The sequence below is a fragment of the Rhodococcus sp. M8 genome (assembly GCF_015654185.1).
GTDB lineage: Bacteria > Actinomycetota > Actinomycetes > Mycobacteriales > Mycobacteriaceae > Rhodococcus > Rhodococcus aetherivorans.
Genome location: NZ_CP064065.1, coordinates 2,900,960 through 2,918,613 on the forward strand (window position 1 = coordinate 2,900,960; position 17,654 = coordinate 2,918,613).

Genomic DNA, 17,654 nt, shown 5'->3' on the forward strand with positions numbered 1-17,654 from the left:
TGAGGGGGTCAGGGTCGCGGCTGCAGCAACAGCAGGGCCAGATCGCCGTACCGGGCCGCGATGTCGGCGGGGGTGTCCGGACCGTCCGGGTCGTACCAGTTCGCGATCGAGGTCGTCATCGCCAGGATCGAGCGGCGACAGTCCTCCGGGTAGGGGGTGGTGAACGCTCCGGATCGCATCCCGTCGTCGATGATGCTGCCCAGCAACTCGTTTCCGGAACGCCGCCGCTGCTCGTAGACGGCCGCGTTCTCCGGTTCCAGGTTGCGAACCTCGGTGCCGATCATCAGGCTCTGTTCCTGGCAGATGGTCCGGAACCGGACCAGGGCGACCACCAGGGCCCGGAGCCGCTCCACCGGGTCGTCACCGACGCGTGACAGCTCCTCGTCGCACATCGCGTCGAAGGCGTTCACGCCGTCGATGAGGATGGCCAGCAGCAGGTCCTGCTTGTTCTTGTAGTGGTAGTACAGCGCCGACAGGCTCACGCCCGCCTCCTGGGCGATCGTCCGGATCGACGACGCACCGTATCCGTTGCGGACGAACTCGCGACGCGCCGCCTCGATGAACACCCGTTGCCGCTCCGACGGCGCCACGGTGTCGCCCTGTCGTGCGTATGTTCCCCGTCGAACACTCATCCGTTTCCTCCGGCGGTCGCGGGGCGCAGCGTCCCCTTGACGAGCTTGCCGGTGGGTGTCCGGGGCAGCGCGTCGACGAAGTCGACGCTGCGCGGGCACTTGTACCCGGCGATGCGGTCGCGGCAGTAGGCGATCAGCTCCGCGGCGAGCGCGTCGTCGCCGGCGACGCCCGCCGCCGGCTGGACGACCGCCTTGACCGATTCGCCCATCTCGGCATCCGGCACACCGATCACTGCCACGTCGAACACCTTGGGGTGCAAGGCGAGGGCGTTCTCGATCTCCTGCGGATAGATGTTCACCCCGCCGGAGATGATGGTGAACTTCGCCCGGTCGGTGAGGAAGAGGTAGTCGTCCTCGTCCAGGTATCCGATGTCCCCGGTCGTCGCCCAGGTGGGGTGGAGCGGGTTGCGGGACTCGGCCGTCTTCTCCGGATCGTTGTGATACTCGAAGCTGTAGCCCGGACGTTCGAAGTAGATCAACCCGATCTGTCCGTGCGGCAACTCCGTTCCGTCCTCGGCACAGATGTGCGCGAGGCTGGCATGGCCGTGTCCGGTGCGGCCGACGGTGCCGGGCTTCCGGAGCCATTCCTGCGGCGAGACGATGGTGCTGCCCACGGATTCGGTGGACGAGTAGTACTCGTAGATCACCTCGCCCCACCAGTCGATCATCGCCTGCTTGACCTCGACGGGGCACGGCGCGGCGGAGTGGATGGCGGCGCGCATCGCGGACAGGTCGTAGCGGCCGCGGACCTGCTCGGGCAGCTTCAGGAGCCGGACGAAATGCGTGGGCACCCACTGACTGTGGGTCACGCGGTAGCGCTCAAGGTCGGCGAGGCAGGTCTCGGCGTCGAACCTGCCCGCGACGATCGCTGTGCCGCCGAGTGCCTGCGCCGCGGCGCCGAACCGCAGGGGCGCGGCATGGTAGATCGGGGCGGGCGCGTAGTACACGCAGTCGTCGTCGAAGCCGAAGCTCTGCAGCAGCCCGACCGCGTTGGAGGCCGCCTGCTCACCGACCTGCGCTCCGCTGAGCGCGGGCTTGATCCCCTTCGGCCGGCCGGTCGTGCCCGACGAGTAGAGCATGTCCGTCCCGCCGGGCTGGTCGACCGGCGCGGTGGTGCTCATCGCGGCGATCTCGGCCTCGTATCCGAGGTGGCCGGGAACGTCGCCGCCGAACGCCAGGCGGTGCCGCACCTTCGGCGTGTCGCCGGCCACGGCGACCGCGAGGTCCACGAGCGGCGCGGCGACCACGAGAGCCGCGGCGTCACAATCGTCCACGATGTAGGCGACCTCGGGCGGGGCGAGATGCGTGTTCACGAACGTCACGTACATGCCGGAACGCACTGCAGCCCAGTACAGTTCGAAGACGGTCACGTCGTTGACCGACAGCACGGCGAGGTGGTCGCCCGCGCCGAGGCCGTGAGCGCGGAGCCAGTGCGCGAACTGCACCGAACGGTCCTCGAGCTCGCGGTAACTGATCTCGCGCCCCGTGGCCGCCTCGATCGCCGCCGGCTTGTCCGGGGTAATCGAGGCATAGCGTCCTGGATACATTCGTGCTCCTTCTGCCGGTCCCACCGGGACGTCTAGAGGCCGAGGTCCTTGGCGATGATCGTCTTCATGACTTCGCTGGTGCCGCCGTAGATCCGGCTGACGCGGGTGTCGGCGTAGAGGCGGGCGATCGGGTATTCGGTGATGTAGCCGTAGCCACCGTGCAACTGCAGGCACTTGTCGATCACGCGGCCGGCGACCTCGGTGCAGTACAGCTTGGCACGGGCGGCGTCCGCCACCGACAGCTCGCCCCGGTCGAGCAGCTCGAGGCAGTGGTCGGCGAAGACTCGCGCCGCCTGCACCTCGGCGGAGCATTCCGCGAGAACGAACTTGGTGTTCTGGAAGGAGGCCACCGGCTTGCCGAACACCTTGCGGTCCTTGGTGTATGCGACGGCATGCTCGATCGCGGCCGCGGCCTGGCCGACCTGGTTGAGCGCGATGCTCAGGCGTTCCTGAGGCAGGTTGTGGGCGAGGTAGCCGAAGGCCTTGCCCTCCTCGCCGAGGAGATTCTCCACCGGAACCCGCACATCCTGGTACGACAGCTCGGCGGTGTCCTGCTGGTGCAGCCCGATCTTGTCCAGCTTGCGACCGACGGAGAACCCCTCGGCATCGGTGGGCACGCAGAGGATCGACAGGCCGGCGCGGCGGTCCTCCGGGTCGAACGGCGCCGTCCGGCAGACGGTGAGGACCAGGTCGGCGGTGACGCCTCCGGTGATGAACGTCTTGGCGCCGTTGACGACGTAGTGCGAGCCGTCGGCGGACAGCTTGGCGGTGGTGGCGATGTTGGCCAGGTCCGAGCCGGTGCCGGGCTCGGTCATCGCGATGGCGGTCATCATCCGGCCGGACGCGAAGTCCGGCAGCCAGCGCTTCCGCTGCTCGTCGCTGCCGTACTCGAGCAGGTACGGCAGGATCAGGCAGGAGTGCACGGTGTAGGAACCGAACGACACGCCGGCCCGGGCCACCTCCTCGAACACGATGGCGTTGTACTTGAAGCTCGATTCGCCGCCGCCGCCGAACTCCTCGGGCACCTGGATGCCGAGGACGCCGAGCTCACCGAGACGCTGGAAGAACTCGCGCGGCGGCCGGCCCAGCGCATCCCACTCCGCCTGATGCGGCAGAACCTCGCGGTCGATGAAATCCCGCAGCATGGAACGGAATTCGTCGTGTTCCTGAGTGAAGATCGTCCGCTCCACGGCCGTCTCTCCTTCGTTGTGTGCGGCGGCTCGGGGGCCGGGGCGGTCAGTTGCCGGTGAAGTTCCCGGTGCGGCGTTCGAGGAACGCCGAGAGTGCCTCACCGTGGTCGGCGGTGTGGTGCGAGAGGGCCTGGAACGCGGCGGAGAGCTCGAGGATGCTGTCGAGATCCTGGCGCTGCCCCTCGCGCATCAGCTTCTTGGTCATGCGCAGCGCGTGCGGCGGATTCACCGCGACGCGGGCGGCGAGTTCGTTCGCGGTGACCAGCAGCTGCTCGGGTTCGACGACGCGGGAGACCATGCCCCAGTCCAGCGCGGTCGCCGCGTCGACCCGGTCGCCGGTGAAGGCCATTTCCGCGGCCCGCGCCGCACCGATGGCGCGGGGCAGCAGCCACGCGCCGCCGTCGCCGGGGATGATGCCGAGCTTGACGAAGCTCTCGGCGAAGAATGCGGTGCTCGAAGCGATCCGCATGTCGCACATCATGGCCAGGTCGCAGCCGGCGCCGACCGCGGGACCGTTGACGGCGGCGATGATCGGCACCTCGCAGTGGTAGATCGCCTTGGGCAGCCGCTGGATTCCGCGACGGTAGCCCTCACGCAGCTGATGCGGGGCACCACCGAACATCCCGGCGCGGTCGGCCATGTCCTTGACGTTGCCGCCGGCCGAGAACGCGCTGCCGGCGCCGGTGAGGATCACCACGCGGGTCTCGTAGTCCGCGTTCGCCTCCTCCACCAGCTGCACCAGCCGCTCGACGACGTCGTCGCCGGAGATCGGATTGCGCGCCTCGGGCAGGTTGATCGTCCACGTCGTGACGTGGCCTTCCCGGCGGGAGAGTACGACGTCCTCGGGTGCGCTCATGCGGAGGTCCTTTCGGCCGGCGATCGGCGGCAGGCAGCAGATTAGGTCGAACGATCGTTCAAATTACTGCCTTGCGGACCGGTTGTAAAGGCGTGGACAGACCGACGGCCGGCATTCGGTGACCGACGGTCACGCGAAGTCGAACATCGGCGGGAGGAGGCAGACGACCAGCGCCGCCCAGATGCCGAAGACGGGCAGGTAGCGGGTCTGCCAGCGTTCGAGGGAGCCGAACCCGCGGCGGCCACGGACGAACCCGAGGACGAGCCGGGCCGACCAGGTGAGATTGACCAGTAGGACCAGGTTCATCCCGAGAGCGGCCACCTTGTTGGGGGTGAAGCCGAACTCCGCGATCCGGGTGAGCATGGCTGTGAGCATGAGCAGGTCGACCGCGAGAGCGAGGACGACGAGGACGAGCTGGAGACGGTCAAACAGGTCGGGCGGCAGGTGAGGTTCGCGGGCGGAGATCGCATACAGCAGCAGCCCCAGGACGACGACGAGGATGAGGTCCATCAGGATCAACAGGTTTCGGTCGACGTCGACGACGCTCCCGGTCGTCGCGAACGCCGCGAGCAGCACCAGCAGCATGAGGATTGTGAGGGGTGTGAACACGCGGGTGAGGACGGGCGCGATGTTCTCCACCACGTTCTGCTTCGCCTCCACGAGCCAGGCGGCGACGACGACCGCGCCCGCCGCACCGAACGGCAGCACCCAATCCTCGACGACCCACTCGGCATCCGTGCCGAGCGCGTCGAACGCGCCGATCGTCAGGCCCACGAGGACGCCGCCGCCGAGGGCGAGCAGGGTGAGATAGACGACCCATTCGCCGGTAAATCGGACGAAGTCCATCCACCGCCGGTCGGACCGCCACTCGCCTCCGACGTAGGCGAGGCCGACGACGAACCACAACGCGATCGGGGCATGGATCGCGGCGATCACCTCGGTCGATCCGTTCGGGACGAAGGGAAACGCGTTCGTCACGACCTCCACCAGGGCGAACGGCACCAGCAGCGCCGCGGCGCCGCGGGGCGTCACGCGGCGCTTCCAGGCGAAGTACCCGGCGAGGAACGGAAGCACGAGAAGGCTGACGTTGCGCACGACGACGCCCTCGTCCAGTGTCGCCAGTCCGGCCTTCAGGGCGACCGCCGCGCCGACGGCGAGCGCGAGCACGACGAACAACTCACGTGTGGGCCGCGTGGCACCGTCGTCCGGTGCGGGCATCAGCACGAGTTGCTTCCACAGGCGTTCGGAATGCTCCCGCGCGAACTCGCGGGAGATGTCGTCCACGCTGCCCATGCGTTTGACCGCGACCAGGAAGGCCTCGTCGGTCCCCAGTCCGGCGGCGGACAGATCCGAGATCTGGTCGCGCAGGTGGTCTTCCATCTCGTCGGCGTCGGCGGCGGATATCGCGCGACGACGCTCGACGTAGCCGCGCCACTGACCGATCTGCGACTCCAGCGCGGCATCGGTGTCCATCACGACCATCCTCCGGCGGGGGTCGCGGGCACCTCGGCGCAGCGCCAGACCTGGTCCAGCGCGTCCGCCACGACGTCCCACTGACTGCGCCGTTCCGCGAGCACGCTCCGGCCGGCGTCGGTGATCGCGTAGTGCTTGCGCCGTCGCCCACTGTCGGAACTTCCCCACGACGCCGACACGTATCCGGACCGTTCCAGGCGATGCAGCAGCGGGTACAGCATTCCGTCGGTCCACTGGATCCGTCCACCGGACAGATCCTTGACTCGTTTGAGGATGGCGTACCCGTAGGAGTCGCCGTCGGCGAGGATTCCGAGCACAAGCGGGGTCGCCGAGGCCGCCACCAGGTCCTTGTCGAGGTACATAGAACTCCTATGCCTAGATCAGCTAGGTATCAACCTAGCAGATTCAGGGCATGAGCCAACCGCACTTCTCGATGCGCCCGGTTCGTCCAAGGCCGGCACGCCGGCGGGGTTGATCGCGAGGGTCCGGGGCGTACGGACAGCGGTCAGGACTTCTTCGGCTCCGCCTCGACCTCGTCGTCGTCGGCGAAGACGAGCCGGCCGTCGTCCAGCGCGACGGCCCACCGGCGCACCGGCGCCCAGTCCCGCCCGAGCTGCTCGCCGGCCCGGGCGGCTTCGCTCGCATAGTCCTCGACCACCACTCCGGGCAGTCGGCTCTTGTCGTCGCCACGACGCACCACCACCCGCGAGCCGACGGTGAGCCCGCCCCTGCCTGCAACTCCCGAGTTGTCACTCATGACAAATGATCATTGCATCGATCGCTCTTCCGGACACCCCTACCACGACAGGACCGCCTCCGTGTCGGCACCTGCGCGTCACCGGCGGCGCCCATCTCACTCGACCACCGGGAAGAGGGACTCGCCGTCCTCGGGGCTGCCGTCGATCTGACCTCGATCGACCCGCGAGTCCTCGACGATGACACCCTCGACCAGCTCTGCGTGCTTACGTCCGCCGTCGACGACGGCTGTGTCGCGTCCGCCGTCGTAGACGGCTGTGTCGCCTCCGCCGTCGTAGACGGCTGTGTCGCCTCCGCCGTCGTAGACGGCTGTGTCGCCTCCGCCGTCGTAGACCTCGTCGACGATGTCCTCGGTCAGCTCGTCGTCCGGCATGGCCGCAACCGGCCGCTCGAGCGGCTCCGGGGGCGCCACGTCGGGTTCCTCCTCGGCGAGGCGCTGGCCCAGCGACTCGCCTTCCTGCTCCTCCCGCTGCGTGGTGCCGAACCGGTCGGCCCCGCTCCAGCCCTCCGGCGGGTCCACGACCTCGTCGCCGTCGTCGTTGCGGACTTCGTCGGAATCGAGGCCCTCGCTCGGGCTGAGCGTGTCGCCGGGACCGTCTTCGATACTCATGGCTGCGAGTACCCGAGCCGTGGGACTGCGAAACGCGGACGGGTTTGCCTGCCCCGGATACCGTCTATGCCCGGGGCACGACCACGGCGAGGGAGCCTTCCCATGGGCGAGAACGACCTCTTCCAGCACATCGAGGGGCTGGTGAGCGAGAAAAGGTCGACTCCCGTCGCCGGTGACGGACACCGCGAAGGACGAGGTGGGAGTAGACATGGGCGAGAGCTCGGGAACCGGGGACGCGGAGACGCTGACCGTGGTACTGGAGGACGCGGGCGGCACGCCGTGGTGGGCCTCCCTGCTCGCGACGCTGAGTTCGCAGTACGGCAACGCGTACAAGCGGTTCGTCGGCCGGGTGGACGAGGAACGCCGCTATGTCGGTCCCACCTTCCCGGTCCCCCGGACGTGGGGGGACATCCCGCCGCAGGAGGCGTGGGCGCCGGAGATGAACCGAAGCCTCGCCGAGGTGCTCCGGCACATCGAGGACGATCACTGGGTGCAGACCGGTAAGGGGCAGCAACCGTGGGAGTTCCGGTTCACCCGGCCTCGGTGACCGGATCGCGAGGAGGATTCCGTGCGGGTACGATTGTCGAAAACTGTTGCTGTAGTGGTTGTCTCGGTAGGATTGGTCGCGTCGTGCGGCGACGGCGACACCACGCCGGGTGCGCAATCGACCATGAGCGCGTCCGTTCCCGCGTCGGCACCGGCACCGGCGACGACGGCCGAAAGCGCCCCCGCGTCCTCCTCGCCGGAGACGCCGCCGGCCGCGACGAGCGAGGACGCGACGCCACCGGCCGGGTCGTCCTTTCCCGGAGAAGACCTCACCCCGGAGCAGGCCGAAGCGCTTCAGCGCGCGGTCGACGAGGGTAGCCAGCCGTGGCGGCTGGATCCGCCCCTCGTCGCGCAGGCGTTCGTGGCGGACCGATTCGGATGGAGCGACACCGACGCGCGCGCGGCCGACCCGCACACCGTCGAGGTGACCAACCGGGCGGACGGCAGCATCGTGGTGCTCCAGCTGCGCCGGCCCGTCCGGGAGAGCGCCGACGGAATCTGGGTCGTCACGGACGGCGTCCGGATCGGCTGAACCACCAGCGAAGCACAGCCGGCACCCGCTCGCCGGAATCATGCCTCCGCCGCGGCCCGCCGGACCAGGTCGACGATCGCCTCGGGGACATCCGACTCCGGCGCATGCCCGGCCCACGCCAGCGGCACGAACCGCGCCCCGGGAACCAGCGGGACGTACCGCACCGTCTGCGCGGAGGCGACGACGTCGAGTACGCCCTGCGCGAGGGTGACGGGGCACGCGATCCGGTCGAGACCCGTCGGCACGTCCGTCAGCACGGCGTTCCACAGCATCGCCCCCCGATTCCGCGAATCCTCCCTTCATGGAAAGTGATTCGGATCGCGAGGCGCGCCACGGCAGGGCCACCCGAGCCCCGGTGGCCCCGCGCCACTCACACCGGCTCGAGCAGTTCCGGGCGGTTGTTGCGAGGGTTGTTGACCGCGGTGCCGACCTCGTAGGGCTCCAGGTGGGGTTCGGGGACGGAGGCGATCAGCGCGTCGACGTCGTCGCGGTCGGTGAGGGCCGGATCGAGCCACACGTCGTGGAAGGACGGCGGCAGCACCAGCGGGCACCGCTCGTGGATCTGCCCGGCGGCGTCGGTGGCCTCCGTCGTCAGCACCGTGACGGTCCACAGCCACTTGTCGGGATGGTCGTCCGGCAGGCTCGGATCCGGCCACAGCTCGTACAGGCCGGCCATTCCGAGCACGCCGTCGCCGTGCAGGAAGTACGGCACCTTGGTGCCGTCCTCGCGCTTCTGCCACTCGAAGTACCCGTCGGCCGGCAGGATGCACCGTCGCCGGGCGGCCGCGGCCTTGAACGACGGTTTCTCGGTGATCGTCTCGCAGCGGGCATTGATCAGCCGGTTGCCGATCTTCGGGTCCTTGGCCCACGACGGCACCAGCCCCCACCGGGCGGACCGGAGCTGACGCACCGCCTCCCCGCCCGGATCGTCCTTCGGGGCGCGCTCGAGCACCACCCGCACCGTCTGCGTCGGCGCGACGTTGTACGACGGGGGCAGCGGCTCGCCCACCGTCTCCACCACGTCGAACAGGGAGCGCAGTTCCTGATCGGTGACCGTGCTCGCATACCGACCGCACATGCCGCCCACCTTCTGTCGTCGTGCCTCGACTGGTCGGTTCCCATGGTGCCGCACCGCACCGACACGCGCCGGACCGCATGTGACGCCGGTCATCGGCGCGGGTCGTCCGGCCGGGACGCACGGCCGGGCGCGCTAGCCTGGTGCCGGGACCGATCGTGCGAACCCGGCGACGACGTCGCGGGCAGCCGTGGTCTCCCCCGACGTGCCGGTACCTTCCGGTCCGGCACGCAGTCTGTCCCCCATCGGATTGGAGTACATCGTGGTCGACCTCGCCTATGTCATCGCCGGGTCCGAAGCCACCGGCGGCGCAGGGTTGCAGGTGGATCTGAAGACATTCCAGGAGCTGGGCGTCTACGGCGTCGGCACCACCACCTGCATCGTCTCGTTCGACCCGCGGAACGACTGGTCGCACCGCTTCGTCCCGATCGCGCCCGAGGTCATCGCGGACCAGATCGAGGCCGCCACCGCGGCCCACGACCTCGACGTCGTCAAGATCGGCATGCTCGGCACCCCCGCGACCATCGAGGTGGTCGCCGAGGGCCTGCGTCGCCGGTCGTGGCGGCACGTCGTCCTGGACCCGGTGCTGATCTGCAAGGGTCAGGAGCCCGGCGCCGCGCTCGACACCGACAACGCGCTGCGCGAGGCCGTGCTGCCCCTGGCCACGGTGGTCACCCCCAACCTGTTCGAGGCCCGCACCCTGGCGGGGATGGACCGCATCGACACCGTCGACGGCCTCGTCGAGGCCGCCCGCCGCATCCACGCCCTCGGCCCGCGGTACGTCCTGGCCAAGGGCGGCGTGGAGCTAGCCGGCGACGACGCCGTCGACGTGCTCTTCGACGGTGTGGAGGTCACCGTGTTCTCCGCGCCGAAGGTCGGCCGGGAACGGGTCTCCGGCGCCGGCTGCACGCTCGCCGCGGCCGTGACCGCCGAACTCGCCAAGGGCGCCGACGTGCCCGCCGCCGTCGCGCTGGCGAAGGACTTCGTCACCGCCGGCATCGAGGGCCGGGTCGGGGCGCACACGCCGTTCGACACGGTGTGGCAGGGCGCGTACGCGGCGTCGCGCACGGCATAGGACCACCCCGTCCGTCGGCGATCCGGATTCGCCTATCGGAGTGCATGTTTCGGACATCGACAACCGCCGGGACGGTTGTTGATGTCCGGAACCGGCGCGTGTGGCTCGGTATCGCGATGCGCGGGCACGTCCGACGCCTATCGTGGACGGGCATCCGTCCGCTCGGCCGAGAGGATTCCCATGACCGCGATCCGGACCGCGCTCGTCACCGGCGGCACCGGCGGGCTCGGTGCCGCCGTCACGACGCATCTGCTCGAGACCGGCTGGCGGGTCGTGGTCCCCTGGGTGGCTCGTACCGAACTCGGCCGGCTCGCGGACCATCCGCGTCTGCATCTCGTGGAGGCGGACCTGTCCGACGAGGCGCAGCTGCGGCAGGCCGTCTCGCTCGCGGCGGCCGAGGAATCCGCGCCCCTGTTCGGTGTGGTGAATCTGGTGGGCGGGTTCACCTCGGGGCCGCGGGTGCACGAGACTCCGATCGAGGTCCTCGACGCCCAGCTGGATCTCAACGTGCGCACCGCCTACGCCGTGACCCGCGCGGCGCTGCCGCACCTGCTCGCGGGCAGCGGTGGGTCGGTGGTCTGCATGTCGACCGCGGCGACGAAGCGGCCGTTCGCCGGGGGCGCCGCCTACGTCGCGTCGAAGGCCGCCGTGACCGCACTGGTCGAGACCCTGGCCGTCGAGTACGCCGCCGACGGCGTCCGGGTCAACGCGCTGCTGCCCGTCGTCATCGACACGCCCGCGAACCGGGCGGCGATGCCCGACGCGAACCGGCGCTCGTGGTCGCAGCCCGCCGAGATCGCGCGCGTGATCCGGTTCCTGCTCTCCGACGACGGCGCCGCCGTCACCGGGGCTTCGATACCCGTCACGCATGTGGGCTGACGCGCCCGGCGCACTCCGCACCCGTCGGGCCGCTCCGGCTCGAACCGAGCGAATGGACCATGCTGTCGACGTGAGGAGCTGAACGATACATTCGCTCCCCCCCGCGCCCCGCGCGCCCGCGCTATGCGGGTAGCTCGAGCCCCTGCTCGCCGGCGCGGCGCGCCACCTCCTCCGGGAAGACGTTGCGCAGCAGGTACAGGTCCTGGCCGATGACCCAGCCGGGGGCGAGGGCGGTGGCGTAGCGCTCGAAGTAGCCGAGCTGCTTGCCGAACAGCACCAGTTCCTCCGGGCTGGCGATCCCCCATTGCTTGCCGAGCCGGATCAGCGCGACGATGAGTTCGCTGAGCCGGAGCTGCCCGAGGTCGCGGCCGAGGAGCGGAGCGAGGGCCTGCGCCACCTGCCGGCCGATCTCGGCGTCGTCGGCATCGAGTCCGCTGGTGTAGCCGAGTGCGCGGATGCCTTGCGCCACGCGGGCGAAGTCCCCGTCGATGGCGGTCGCGCGGAACAGGTCGCGCAGGATGGCGCGCCAGTGCTCGGGCAGCTCGCCGACGATGCCGAAGTCCAGGAAGGCGAGGCGGCCGTCGTCGAGCAGCCACAGGTTCCCGGCGTGCACGTCGCCGTGGAACGGCCCGTGCAGGACGACCGATTCGATCCATACCTTCACCCCGCGGCGGATGAGCAGGCGGGTGTCGATGCCGGCGTCGGCGGGCACGCGGTCCATGGGCACACCGCGAAGGCGTTCCATGCAGATCACGCGCGGCCCGCAATAGTCCCAGTACACCTGCGGCGTGGTGACGACCGTGTTGTCCCCGAACGCGCCGATGCACTCCCGGAACCGGCTCTGCCGGTCCGCCTCGACCGCACTGTTGAGTTCGGTCATCGTGGACGAGTGCAGGTCGCGGATGATGGCGGTGGCGTTCGCGATGCGGAAGAACTCGAAGGCCTGCAGCAGGCGCGCGCCGAGGTAGGCCGCACGCAGGTCGATGAGCATGCGGTGGGCGATGCCGGGCCGCTGCACCTTCACGACCGCCTCCCGCCCGTCGTGCAGCACGCACGCGTGCACCTGGCCGACGGACGCGGCGGCCAGCGGCAGGTCGTCGAACCGGGCGAACAGTTCGCCGACGGGATGCCCGAGGTCTTCCTCGATCACGGCGCGGGCCTGGTCCGCGGAGACGGGCGCGACGTCGTCCAGGCAGCGCAGGCACGCGTCGGCCAGCGGCTTGGGGAACACACCGGACGACGACGCCATGAGCTGGCCGAGCTTGACGAACGTGGGGCCGAGGATCTCGAATGCGTCGACGGTGCCCTCGGCGGCGGCGTCGGCCGGGCCGCGCCCGTCGGGTCGCAGCGGCCAGGCCAGCAGCTTCAGCAGCACGCTGACGACGAGCACCACAGCGACGACGACCGTGCGGCCGGCTTCGCGCAGACCGAAACGCTCGAGCGGGGGCATGTCGACGTGCAGGGCCGACGCGGGCGGTCCCCCGGCGTACGGGCCTGTCGGTCGTGGCGCGATGTCGGGCACGCGTCCCCCTCGTCCTTGCTGCCTGCCGGCGGGGCTGTCGGCCGGGGGCAGTTACTGGACGGTACCCGGAGTGCACAGATAGTTCGAGACCCTGTTTCCTGTCGGCCCCCAGGGCTACGCTCACGCTCGTAACTGCACTTCGGACCGACGGGCAGGCGGGGGCACACCATGACGGAGCAGGTTCTCGATTCGCAGGACGACTTTCTGACGCTCGCCGGTCCGTACCGGCGTGAGCTGCTGGCGCACTGTTACCGGATGAGTGGCTCGATCCACGACGCGGAGGACCTCGTGCAGGAGACGTACCTGCGCGCCTGGCGCGGCTACGCCAACTTCGGCGGCCGCTCGTCGCTGCGGACGTGGCTGCACCGCATCGCGACCAACGTGTGCCTGACCGCGCTGGAGGGCCGGTCGCGCCGGCCGCTGCCGACGGGGCTGGGGGCGCCGAGTTCGGATCCGGTCGACGACCTCGTCGAGCGCGGGGAAGTGCCGTGGCTCGAGCCGATTCCCGGCGGATCCCTCGGCGACGACGGTCGGCCGGACGACCCGACGGACCCGGCGGCGATCGTGACCTCGCGCGAGTCCATCCGTCTGGCGTTCGTGGCGGCGCTGCAGCATCTGTCGGCGCGGCAGCGGGCAGTGCTGCTGCTGAGGGACGTGCTGCAGTGGCGGGCGACGGAGGTGGCCACCGCGCTGGACACCTCGACGGCCGCGGTGAACAGCCTGCTCCAGCGGGCCCGCGCGCAGCTGCAGCAGGCGCAGGTGACGAAGGAGAATCTGGTCGAGCCGGAGAGCCCGGAGGCGCAGGCGCTGGTGCGGCGCTGGGTCGAGGGGTTCGAGAAGTACGACATCGATTCGATCGTCGAGATGCTCACCCAGGAGGCGGTCTGGGAGATGCCGCCGTTCGAAGGCTGGTACCGCGGCGCCGAGGCGATCGGGACCCTCATCCGGACGCATTGCCCGGCGAGCGGGCCGGGAGACCAGGTTCTGCTGCCGACGGTGGCGAACGGGCAGCCCGCCCTCGGCCTCTACATGAGAGGCGAGGACGGGCAGCACCATCCGTTTCAGCTGCAGGTGCTCGATGTCGTGGGCGACCGGGTGGTGCATGTGACGGTGTTCTTCGACACCGAGCTGTTCGCCCTGTTCGGGCTGCCCGAGCACCCCTGACGCCGGCCGCTACGTCTGCACGGACGTCTCGGCCTGGGGTCCCATCGCGGCGGCCGCGGCCTCGACGTCCATCCACATGACCTCCCAGACGTGCCCGTCGAGGTCGCGGAAGGCTCGGCCGTACATGAAGTCGGTCTTCATCTCCTCCGACCCGGCGGTGATCCAGTCGCTGCCACCGGCGGCGAGCGCGGCGTCGACGAGCCGGTCGACCTCGTCGCGGCTCTCGGCGGACACGCTCATGAGCACCTCACGGGCCGTGGCGGTGTCGCAGATGTCGCCGGTGATGAAATCGCGGAAGCGCGGCTCCTCGAGGAGCATCACGTAGGTCTGTTCGTTGATCTCGAGGCAGGCGGTGTTGGCGTCGCAGAACATCTCGTTGAAGGTGAAGCCGAGAGCGTCGAAGAACGTGCGGGTGGCGGCGACATCCTTGACGGCCAGGTTGGCGAAGAGCATGCGGGACATCTTCAACTCCTTGCGTGTGAGCGGGCGGACGGTACCTCGGGTGAGGGTGTCGAGCAGGTAGACCACCCGGCAGCGGGAAACTCATCGCCCGCCCGGGATCGCCGAAATCCCGGCGCAGAGCCGTGCGAGGAACTATGCTCTGCGGCCGGCGCTCAGCGCACCGAAGCGATGGACCATACCCCAGCGGGTATGTATCCTGGCTTCATCCGGCCGACGGAGACGATCGGCCGTCACAGACACCGCGTCCCACCTCCCTCCCCCCGTAGGCGGGACGTGGCGCCGGGCGTCACGCGCCCGGCGCGGACCCCCTGCCCTCCCCTCCCCTCGGGCAGGGGGTTTGCCGTTTCCGGACCGGCCGGCTCGCGCCCGTCGCACGGCTGGAACAAATCCCCCGGCCGGTCGGTTAGAGTAGTTGAACAGTCAACTACATGCCGAAGGAGCCCGCCATGCCCGCGGTGACCGTAGACAACATCCTCACCCTGCCCCGCATCCCGTCCCCCGCGCCCGACGCCCCCGCCCGTCCCGTCCTCGGCGTCCGTACCGCCCCCGTCGGATACGAGGGTGAGGGTTTCCCCGTGCGCCGGGCATTCGCAGGCATCGACCAGCGCTTCCTCGATCCGTTCATCCACATGGACCAGATGGGCGAGGTGCAGTACGCACCCGGTGAACCCAAGGGCACCCCGTGGCACCCGCACCGCGGCTTCGAGACCGTCACCTACATGATCGACGGGATCCTGGAGCACAAGGACTCCAACGGCGGCGGCGGCACCATCGGCGGCGGCGACACCCAGTGGATGACGGCGGGGTCGGGCATCCTGCACATCGAGGCCCCGCCCGAACATGTCGTGGCCAGCGGCGGCCTGTTCCACGGCGTGCAGTTGTGGGTGAACCTGCCCCGGGACAACAAGATGGCGCAGCCCCGATATCAGGACATCTCCGGCAGCCAGGTGGCCCTGGCCTCCTCCCCCGACGGCGGCGCCCTCGTCCGCGTCGTCGCCGGCGAGATCGGCGGTGTGCGCGGCCCCGGCGTCACCCACACCCCGATCGCCCTCGCCCACCTGACCGTCGCGCCCGGCGCCTCGGTGACCCTGCCGTGGCGCCGGGAGTACAACGCGCTCGGTTACGTGCTCGCCGGGGACGGCACCGTCGGCGCGGAGCGCGCACCGATCCGGGCGGGACAGACCGCCGTGTTCGGACCCAACGGTGACAGCGTCACGTTCACCGCCGCCGCCACCCAGGACTCGCGCACCGCGTCGCTCGAGGTGTTCCTGCTCGGCGGGCGGCCGATCCGCGAGCCCGTGGCGATGTACGGGCCGTTCGTGATGAACACCAAGGCCGAGATCATCCAGGCGTTCGAGGACTTCCAGGCCGGCCGGCTCGGGACCGTCCCGGCCGAACACGAGCAGTTGCCGTAACGCGCGCCGGGACCGGGGCGCGCATCCGAAAGCTGCGCGGCCCGGCCCGTCCGCGCCCCGTTCCGCTCCGTACCCTGAACCGCGATACCTTTCGAGGAGACACCATGACCGACGCCCCGACCATCGACATCCGGCGCGCCGAGGACCGGCTGACGACGAAGATCTCCTGGCTCGATTCGAAGCACTCGTTCTCCTTCGGGCACCACTACGACCCGGACAACACCCACCACGGGCTGCTGCTGGTCAGCAACGACGACACAGTCCTGCCGGGCCAGGGCTTCGACACGCATCCGCACCGCGACATGGAGATCGTGACCTGGGTGCTGCGCGGCAGCCTCGTGCACCAGGACTCGATCGGGCACTCCGGCGTCATCTACCCCGGCCTGGCGCAACGGATGAGCGCCGGGACGGGCATCCTGCACTCGGAGAAGAACGACTCCTGGCGACTGCCCGGCGTCACGGGGCTGCACGCCGGGGAGCACGCCGAACCGGTGCGCTTCATCCAGATGTGGGTGGTCCCGGACGAGTCGGGCATCACCCCCGGCTACGAACAGCTCGAGATCGACGACGAGCTGATGCGCGGCGGACTGGTGCCCGTCGCGACCGGGATCCCCGAGCACCGCGACCACGCCGCCATCCGCATCCACAACAGGTACGCCGGGCTGTCGGTCGCCCGGCTGCAGCCGGGCCGGACGGTCGTCCTACCCGATGCGCCGTACCTGCACGTGTTCGTCGCCCAGGGCACGGCCGAGCTCGAGGGCGCCGGCACCCTGCGGGAGGGTGACGCCGTGCGACTGACCGGGTCCGGCGGACAGCGGATCCACACCGACACGGCCGCGGAGATCCTCGTGTGGGAGATGCACGCGCATCTCGGCTGACCGGGGTGGGCGGGACGCCCCGGTCCCGGCCTCGGTACGGTGACCGAGCGAACCCTCGCTCCGTCCCTCCCGATCCCAGGATGCCTCCCGTGACCGTCACCGCCCCCGAAACCGATCGCCTCAACGCCTTCATGGGTATCGACACCGTGACCGGGGAGCCCCGAACGGTGGCGTTCCGCCAACCGCTCGGCAACCGGTTTCTCGACCACCGCGGCCGCACCACCGTCGGGTCCGTCGGTGTGCTCACCGACGTCGTGCTCGGCGCCGCCCCGCACCTCGTGTGGCGGGGCCAGGGCCGCGACACCCGGTCCGTACTCACCCAACTCAGTGCGTCGACCGCGAATCCGATTTCCGCCCAGGGGAATCTGCACGGTACCGGCCGCGCCGTCCACGTGGACGAGGACACGGCACTGAGCACCGCGCAGATCCGCGACGACGCAGGCGATCTGGTGATCCAGCTGACGGGGCGGTCCATGGTTGTGAATCGTCCCGCCGTGTTCGACGCAGACTCGTTCGCGGACGTGTCCGGTCTGTCCCGGCCCACCCCCGAACCCTGGACGGATCCGGCGGAGCTCACCGACCGCCCCGGGCTCGACGTAGTCTCCGGCATCGCCGCCGGCACGGTGGCCCGCGGACCGCTCGCGGGACTACTCGGCCTGCGCCTGCAGACCGTCGAGAAGGGCCACGTCACCGCGGTGGTGCCGCCGGTGGAGTGGATGGCCAATCCCATGGGGGCAGTGCAGGGCGGGGTGCTGGTCTCCGTCGCCGACGCCGTCGCCGAACTGGCGGCCCAGACCCTCACCGCCGCCGGCCGGCAGTACCGGCTGCTGAACCTGACCCTCGACTACCTGCGCTCACCCGAGGCGCCGGGTCCCGACATGCTCGTCGAGGCGAAGGTCACCCGTGCGGGCCGGCGACTCGCCTCGATCGACACGCACCTCACCGCACCGGACGGCGCGGTCCTGGTGCGGGCCCACGCGAGCGTGCACATGGGTTCGCTCTGAAGGTGTCGGCTTCCGACCGCGCTCGATCAACTCGCCGC

20 protein-coding genes are annotated in these 17,654 nt (G+C 70.1%); 8 read left to right on the plus strand and 12 right to left on the minus strand.

Annotated features, from left to right (window positions below; genetic code table 11):
- Positions 1-8 precede the first annotated feature (8 nt).
- The 8 genes from ISO16_RS12950 to ISO16_RS12985 all read right to left on the minus strand — a co-directional run bounded on the left by ISO16_RS12950 (position 9) and on the right by ISO16_RS12985 (position 7,064).
- Entirely contained in the window at positions 9-632 is a 624-nt protein-coding gene (locus tag ISO16_RS12950; protein WP_043802744.1) for a TetR/AcrR family transcriptional regulator, read from the minus strand.
- Positions 629-2,179, minus strand: a complete 1,551-nt coding sequence (locus ISO16_RS12955; protein WP_072636318.1) for an acyl-CoA synthetase — start codon at positions 2,177-2,179, stop codon at positions 629-631. The genes ISO16_RS12950 and ISO16_RS12955 overlap by 4 nt, the downstream gene beginning before the upstream one ends.
- A 32-nt stretch (positions 2,180-2,211) precedes the next feature.
- The gene (locus ISO16_RS12960; RefSeq protein WP_072636319.1) at positions 2,212-3,369 is read right to left on the minus strand and encodes an acyl-CoA dehydrogenase family protein; all 1,158 of its coding nucleotides are present in this window, start codon (positions 3,367-3,369) and stop codon (positions 2,212-2,214) included.
- A 46-nt stretch (positions 3,370-3,415) separates the two neighbouring features.
- On the minus strand, positions 3,416-4,225 hold the full coding sequence (locus ISO16_RS12965) for a crotonase/enoyl-CoA hydratase family protein (RefSeq protein ID WP_006947364.1): 810 nt from the start codon (positions 4,223-4,225) through the stop codon (positions 3,416-3,418).
- 129 nt (positions 4,226-4,354) lie between these two features.
- Positions 4,355-5,698 carry a permease prefix domain 1-containing protein gene (locus tag ISO16_RS12970; RefSeq protein ID WP_072636320.1) on the minus strand — a complete coding sequence of 448 codons (1,344 nt, stop codon included), beginning with the start codon at positions 5,696-5,698 and terminating at the stop codon, positions 4,355-4,357.
- Positions 5,698-6,060 (minus strand): PadR family transcriptional regulator, encoded by a 363-nt coding sequence (locus ISO16_RS12975; protein WP_006947362.1) that lies wholly within the window; start codon positions 6,058-6,060, stop codon positions 5,698-5,700. Before ISO16_RS12975 ends, ISO16_RS12970 begins: the two co-directional genes overlap by 1 nt.
- Positions 6,061-6,203: 143 nt before the next feature.
- Positions 6,204-6,455 carry a hypothetical protein gene (locus ISO16_RS12980; protein ID WP_006947358.1) on the minus strand — a complete coding sequence of 84 codons (252 nt, stop codon included), beginning with the start codon at positions 6,453-6,455 and terminating at the stop codon, positions 6,204-6,206.
- A gap of 96 nt (positions 6,456-6,551) precedes the next feature.
- Complete coding sequence (locus ISO16_RS12985; RefSeq protein ID WP_075288572.1) at positions 6,552-7,064, minus strand: hypothetical protein; 513 nt, start codon at positions 7,062-7,064, stop codon at positions 6,552-6,554.
- 172 nt (positions 7,065-7,236) lie between these two features.
- On the opposite strand from ISO16_RS12985, the gene ISO16_RS12990 reads away from it, so the two are divergent.
- Both ISO16_RS12990 and ISO16_RS12995 read left to right on the plus strand, forming a co-directional pair.
- The gene (locus ISO16_RS12990) at positions 7,237-7,611 is read left to right on the plus strand and encodes a hypothetical protein (RefSeq protein ID WP_230304541.1); all 375 of its coding nucleotides are present in this window, start codon (positions 7,237-7,239) and stop codon (positions 7,609-7,611) included.
- 54 nt (positions 7,612-7,665) lie between these two features.
- Entirely contained in the window at positions 7,666-8,142 is a 477-nt protein-coding gene (locus ISO16_RS12995) for an acyl transferase (protein ID WP_072636321.1), read from the plus strand.
- Positions 8,143-8,180: 38 nt separating this feature from the next.
- Here the strand turns inward: ISO16_RS12995 and ISO16_RS13000 are convergent, their stop codons facing one another.
- Positions 8,181-8,414, minus strand: a complete 234-nt coding sequence (locus ISO16_RS13000; RefSeq protein ID WP_230304542.1) for an alpha/beta fold hydrolase — start codon at positions 8,412-8,414, stop codon at positions 8,181-8,183.
- 98 nt (positions 8,415-8,512) lie between these two features.
- A complete protein-coding gene (locus tag ISO16_RS13005) occupies positions 8,513-9,220 on the minus strand; it encodes an SOS response-associated peptidase (protein ID WP_044476587.1) in 708 nt (235 codons plus the stop codon).
- 259 nt (positions 9,221-9,479) lie between these two features.
- Between ISO16_RS13005 and thiD the strand changes: the two genes are divergently transcribed.
- Entirely contained in the window at positions 9,480-10,292 is an 813-nt protein-coding gene (gene thiD / locus ISO16_RS13010) for a bifunctional hydroxymethylpyrimidine kinase/phosphomethylpyrimidine kinase (protein WP_072636378.1), read from the plus strand.
- A 180-nt stretch (positions 10,293-10,472) separates the two neighbouring features.
- On the plus strand, positions 10,473-11,171 hold the full coding sequence (locus ISO16_RS13015) for an SDR family NAD(P)-dependent oxidoreductase (RefSeq protein ID WP_029546250.1): 699 nt from the start codon (positions 10,473-10,475) through the stop codon (positions 11,169-11,171).
- Positions 11,172-11,292: 121 nt separating this feature from the next.
- Here the strand turns inward: ISO16_RS13015 and ISO16_RS13020 are convergent, their stop codons facing one another.
- Positions 11,293-12,693: an ABC1 kinase family protein gene (locus tag ISO16_RS13020; RefSeq protein ID WP_072636322.1), complete on the minus strand. Its 1,401-nt coding sequence runs from the start codon at positions 12,691-12,693 to the stop codon at positions 11,293-11,295.
- A 168-nt stretch (positions 12,694-12,861) separates the two neighbouring features.
- Between ISO16_RS13020 and ISO16_RS13025 the strand changes: the two genes are divergently transcribed.
- Positions 12,862-13,857: a sigma-70 family RNA polymerase sigma factor gene (locus ISO16_RS13025; RefSeq protein WP_006947344.1), complete on the plus strand. Its 996-nt coding sequence runs from the start codon at positions 12,862-12,864 to the stop codon at positions 13,855-13,857.
- A 9-nt stretch (positions 13,858-13,866) separates the two neighbouring features.
- On the opposite strand, the gene ISO16_RS13030 is transcribed toward ISO16_RS13025, so the two are convergent.
- Positions 13,867-14,319: a VOC family protein gene (locus ISO16_RS13030; protein ID WP_029546253.1), complete on the minus strand. Its 453-nt coding sequence runs from the start codon at positions 14,317-14,319 to the stop codon at positions 13,867-13,869.
- Between the two features lie 446 nt (positions 14,320-14,765).
- Between ISO16_RS13030 and ISO16_RS13035 the strand changes: the two genes are divergently transcribed.
- The 3 genes from ISO16_RS13035 (at position 14,766) to ISO16_RS13045 (ending at position 17,616) form a co-directional block, all read left to right on the plus strand.
- Positions 14,766-15,734, plus strand: a complete 969-nt coding sequence (locus ISO16_RS13035; RefSeq protein ID WP_006947342.1) for a pirin family protein — start codon at positions 14,766-14,768, stop codon at positions 15,732-15,734.
- Positions 15,735-15,838: 104 nt separating this feature from the next.
- Complete coding sequence (locus ISO16_RS13040; RefSeq protein WP_006947341.1) at positions 15,839-16,612, plus strand: pirin family protein; 774 nt, start codon at positions 15,839-15,841, stop codon at positions 16,610-16,612.
- Between the two features lie 80 nt (positions 16,613-16,692).
- Complete coding sequence (locus ISO16_RS13045) at positions 16,693-17,616, plus strand: PaaI family thioesterase (protein WP_072636323.1); 924 nt, start codon at positions 16,693-16,695, stop codon at positions 17,614-17,616.
- Positions 17,617-17,654: the final 38 nt, after the last annotated feature.

Bases quoted from the DNA above. Each gene is read 5' to 3' on its own strand.
- ISO16_RS12950 (WP_043802744.1), bottom strand. From the start codon at position 632: ATGAGTGTTCGACGGGGAACATACGCACGACAGGGCGACACCGTGGCG.
- ISO16_RS12955 (WP_072636318.1), bottom strand. From the start codon at position 2,179: ATGTATCCAGGACGCTATGCCTCGATTACCCCGGACAAGCCGGCGGCG.
- ISO16_RS12965 (WP_006947364.1), bottom strand. From the start codon at position 4,225: ATGAGCGCACCCGAGGACGTCGTACTCTCCCGCCGGGAAGGCCACGTC.
- ISO16_RS12970 (WP_072636320.1), bottom strand. From the start codon at position 5,698: ATGGACACCGATGCCGCGCTGGAGTCGCAGATCGGTCAGTGGCGCGGC.
- ISO16_RS12975 (WP_006947362.1), bottom strand. From the start codon at position 6,060: ATGTACCTCGACAAGGACCTGGTGGCGGCCTCGGCGACCCCGCTTGTG.
- ISO16_RS12980 (WP_006947358.1), bottom strand. From the start codon at position 6,455: ATGAGTGACAACTCGGGAGTTGCAGGCAGGGGCGGGCTCACCGTCGGC.
- ISO16_RS12985 (WP_075288572.1), bottom strand. From the start codon at position 7,064: ATGAGTATCGAAGACGGTCCCGGCGACACGCTCAGCCCGAGCGAGGGC.
- ISO16_RS13000 (WP_230304542.1), bottom strand. From the start codon at position 8,414: ATGCTGTGGAACGCCGTGCTGACGGACGTGCCGACGGGTCTCGACCGG.
- ISO16_RS13005 (WP_044476587.1), bottom strand. From the start codon at position 9,220: ATGTGCGGTCGGTATGCGAGCACGGTCACCGATCAGGAACTGCGCTCC.
- ISO16_RS13015 (WP_029546250.1), top strand. From the start codon at position 10,473: ATGACCGCGATCCGGACCGCGCTCGTCACCGGCGGCACCGGCGGGCTC.
- ISO16_RS13025 (WP_006947344.1), top strand. From the start codon at position 12,862: ATGACGGAGCAGGTTCTCGATTCGCAGGACGACTTTCTGACGCTCGCC.
- ISO16_RS13030 (WP_029546253.1), bottom strand. From the start codon at position 14,319: ATGTCCCGCATGCTCTTCGCCAACCTGGCCGTCAAGGATGTCGCCGCC.
- ISO16_RS13035 (WP_006947342.1), top strand. From the start codon at position 14,766: ATGCCCGCGGTGACCGTAGACAACATCCTCACCCTGCCCCGCATCCCG.
- ISO16_RS13040 (WP_006947341.1), top strand. From the start codon at position 15,839: ATGACCGACGCCCCGACCATCGACATCCGGCGCGCCGAGGACCGGCTG.
- ISO16_RS13045 (WP_072636323.1), top strand. From the start codon at position 16,693: ATGCCTCCCGTGACCGTCACCGCCCCCGAAACCGATCGCCTCAACGCC.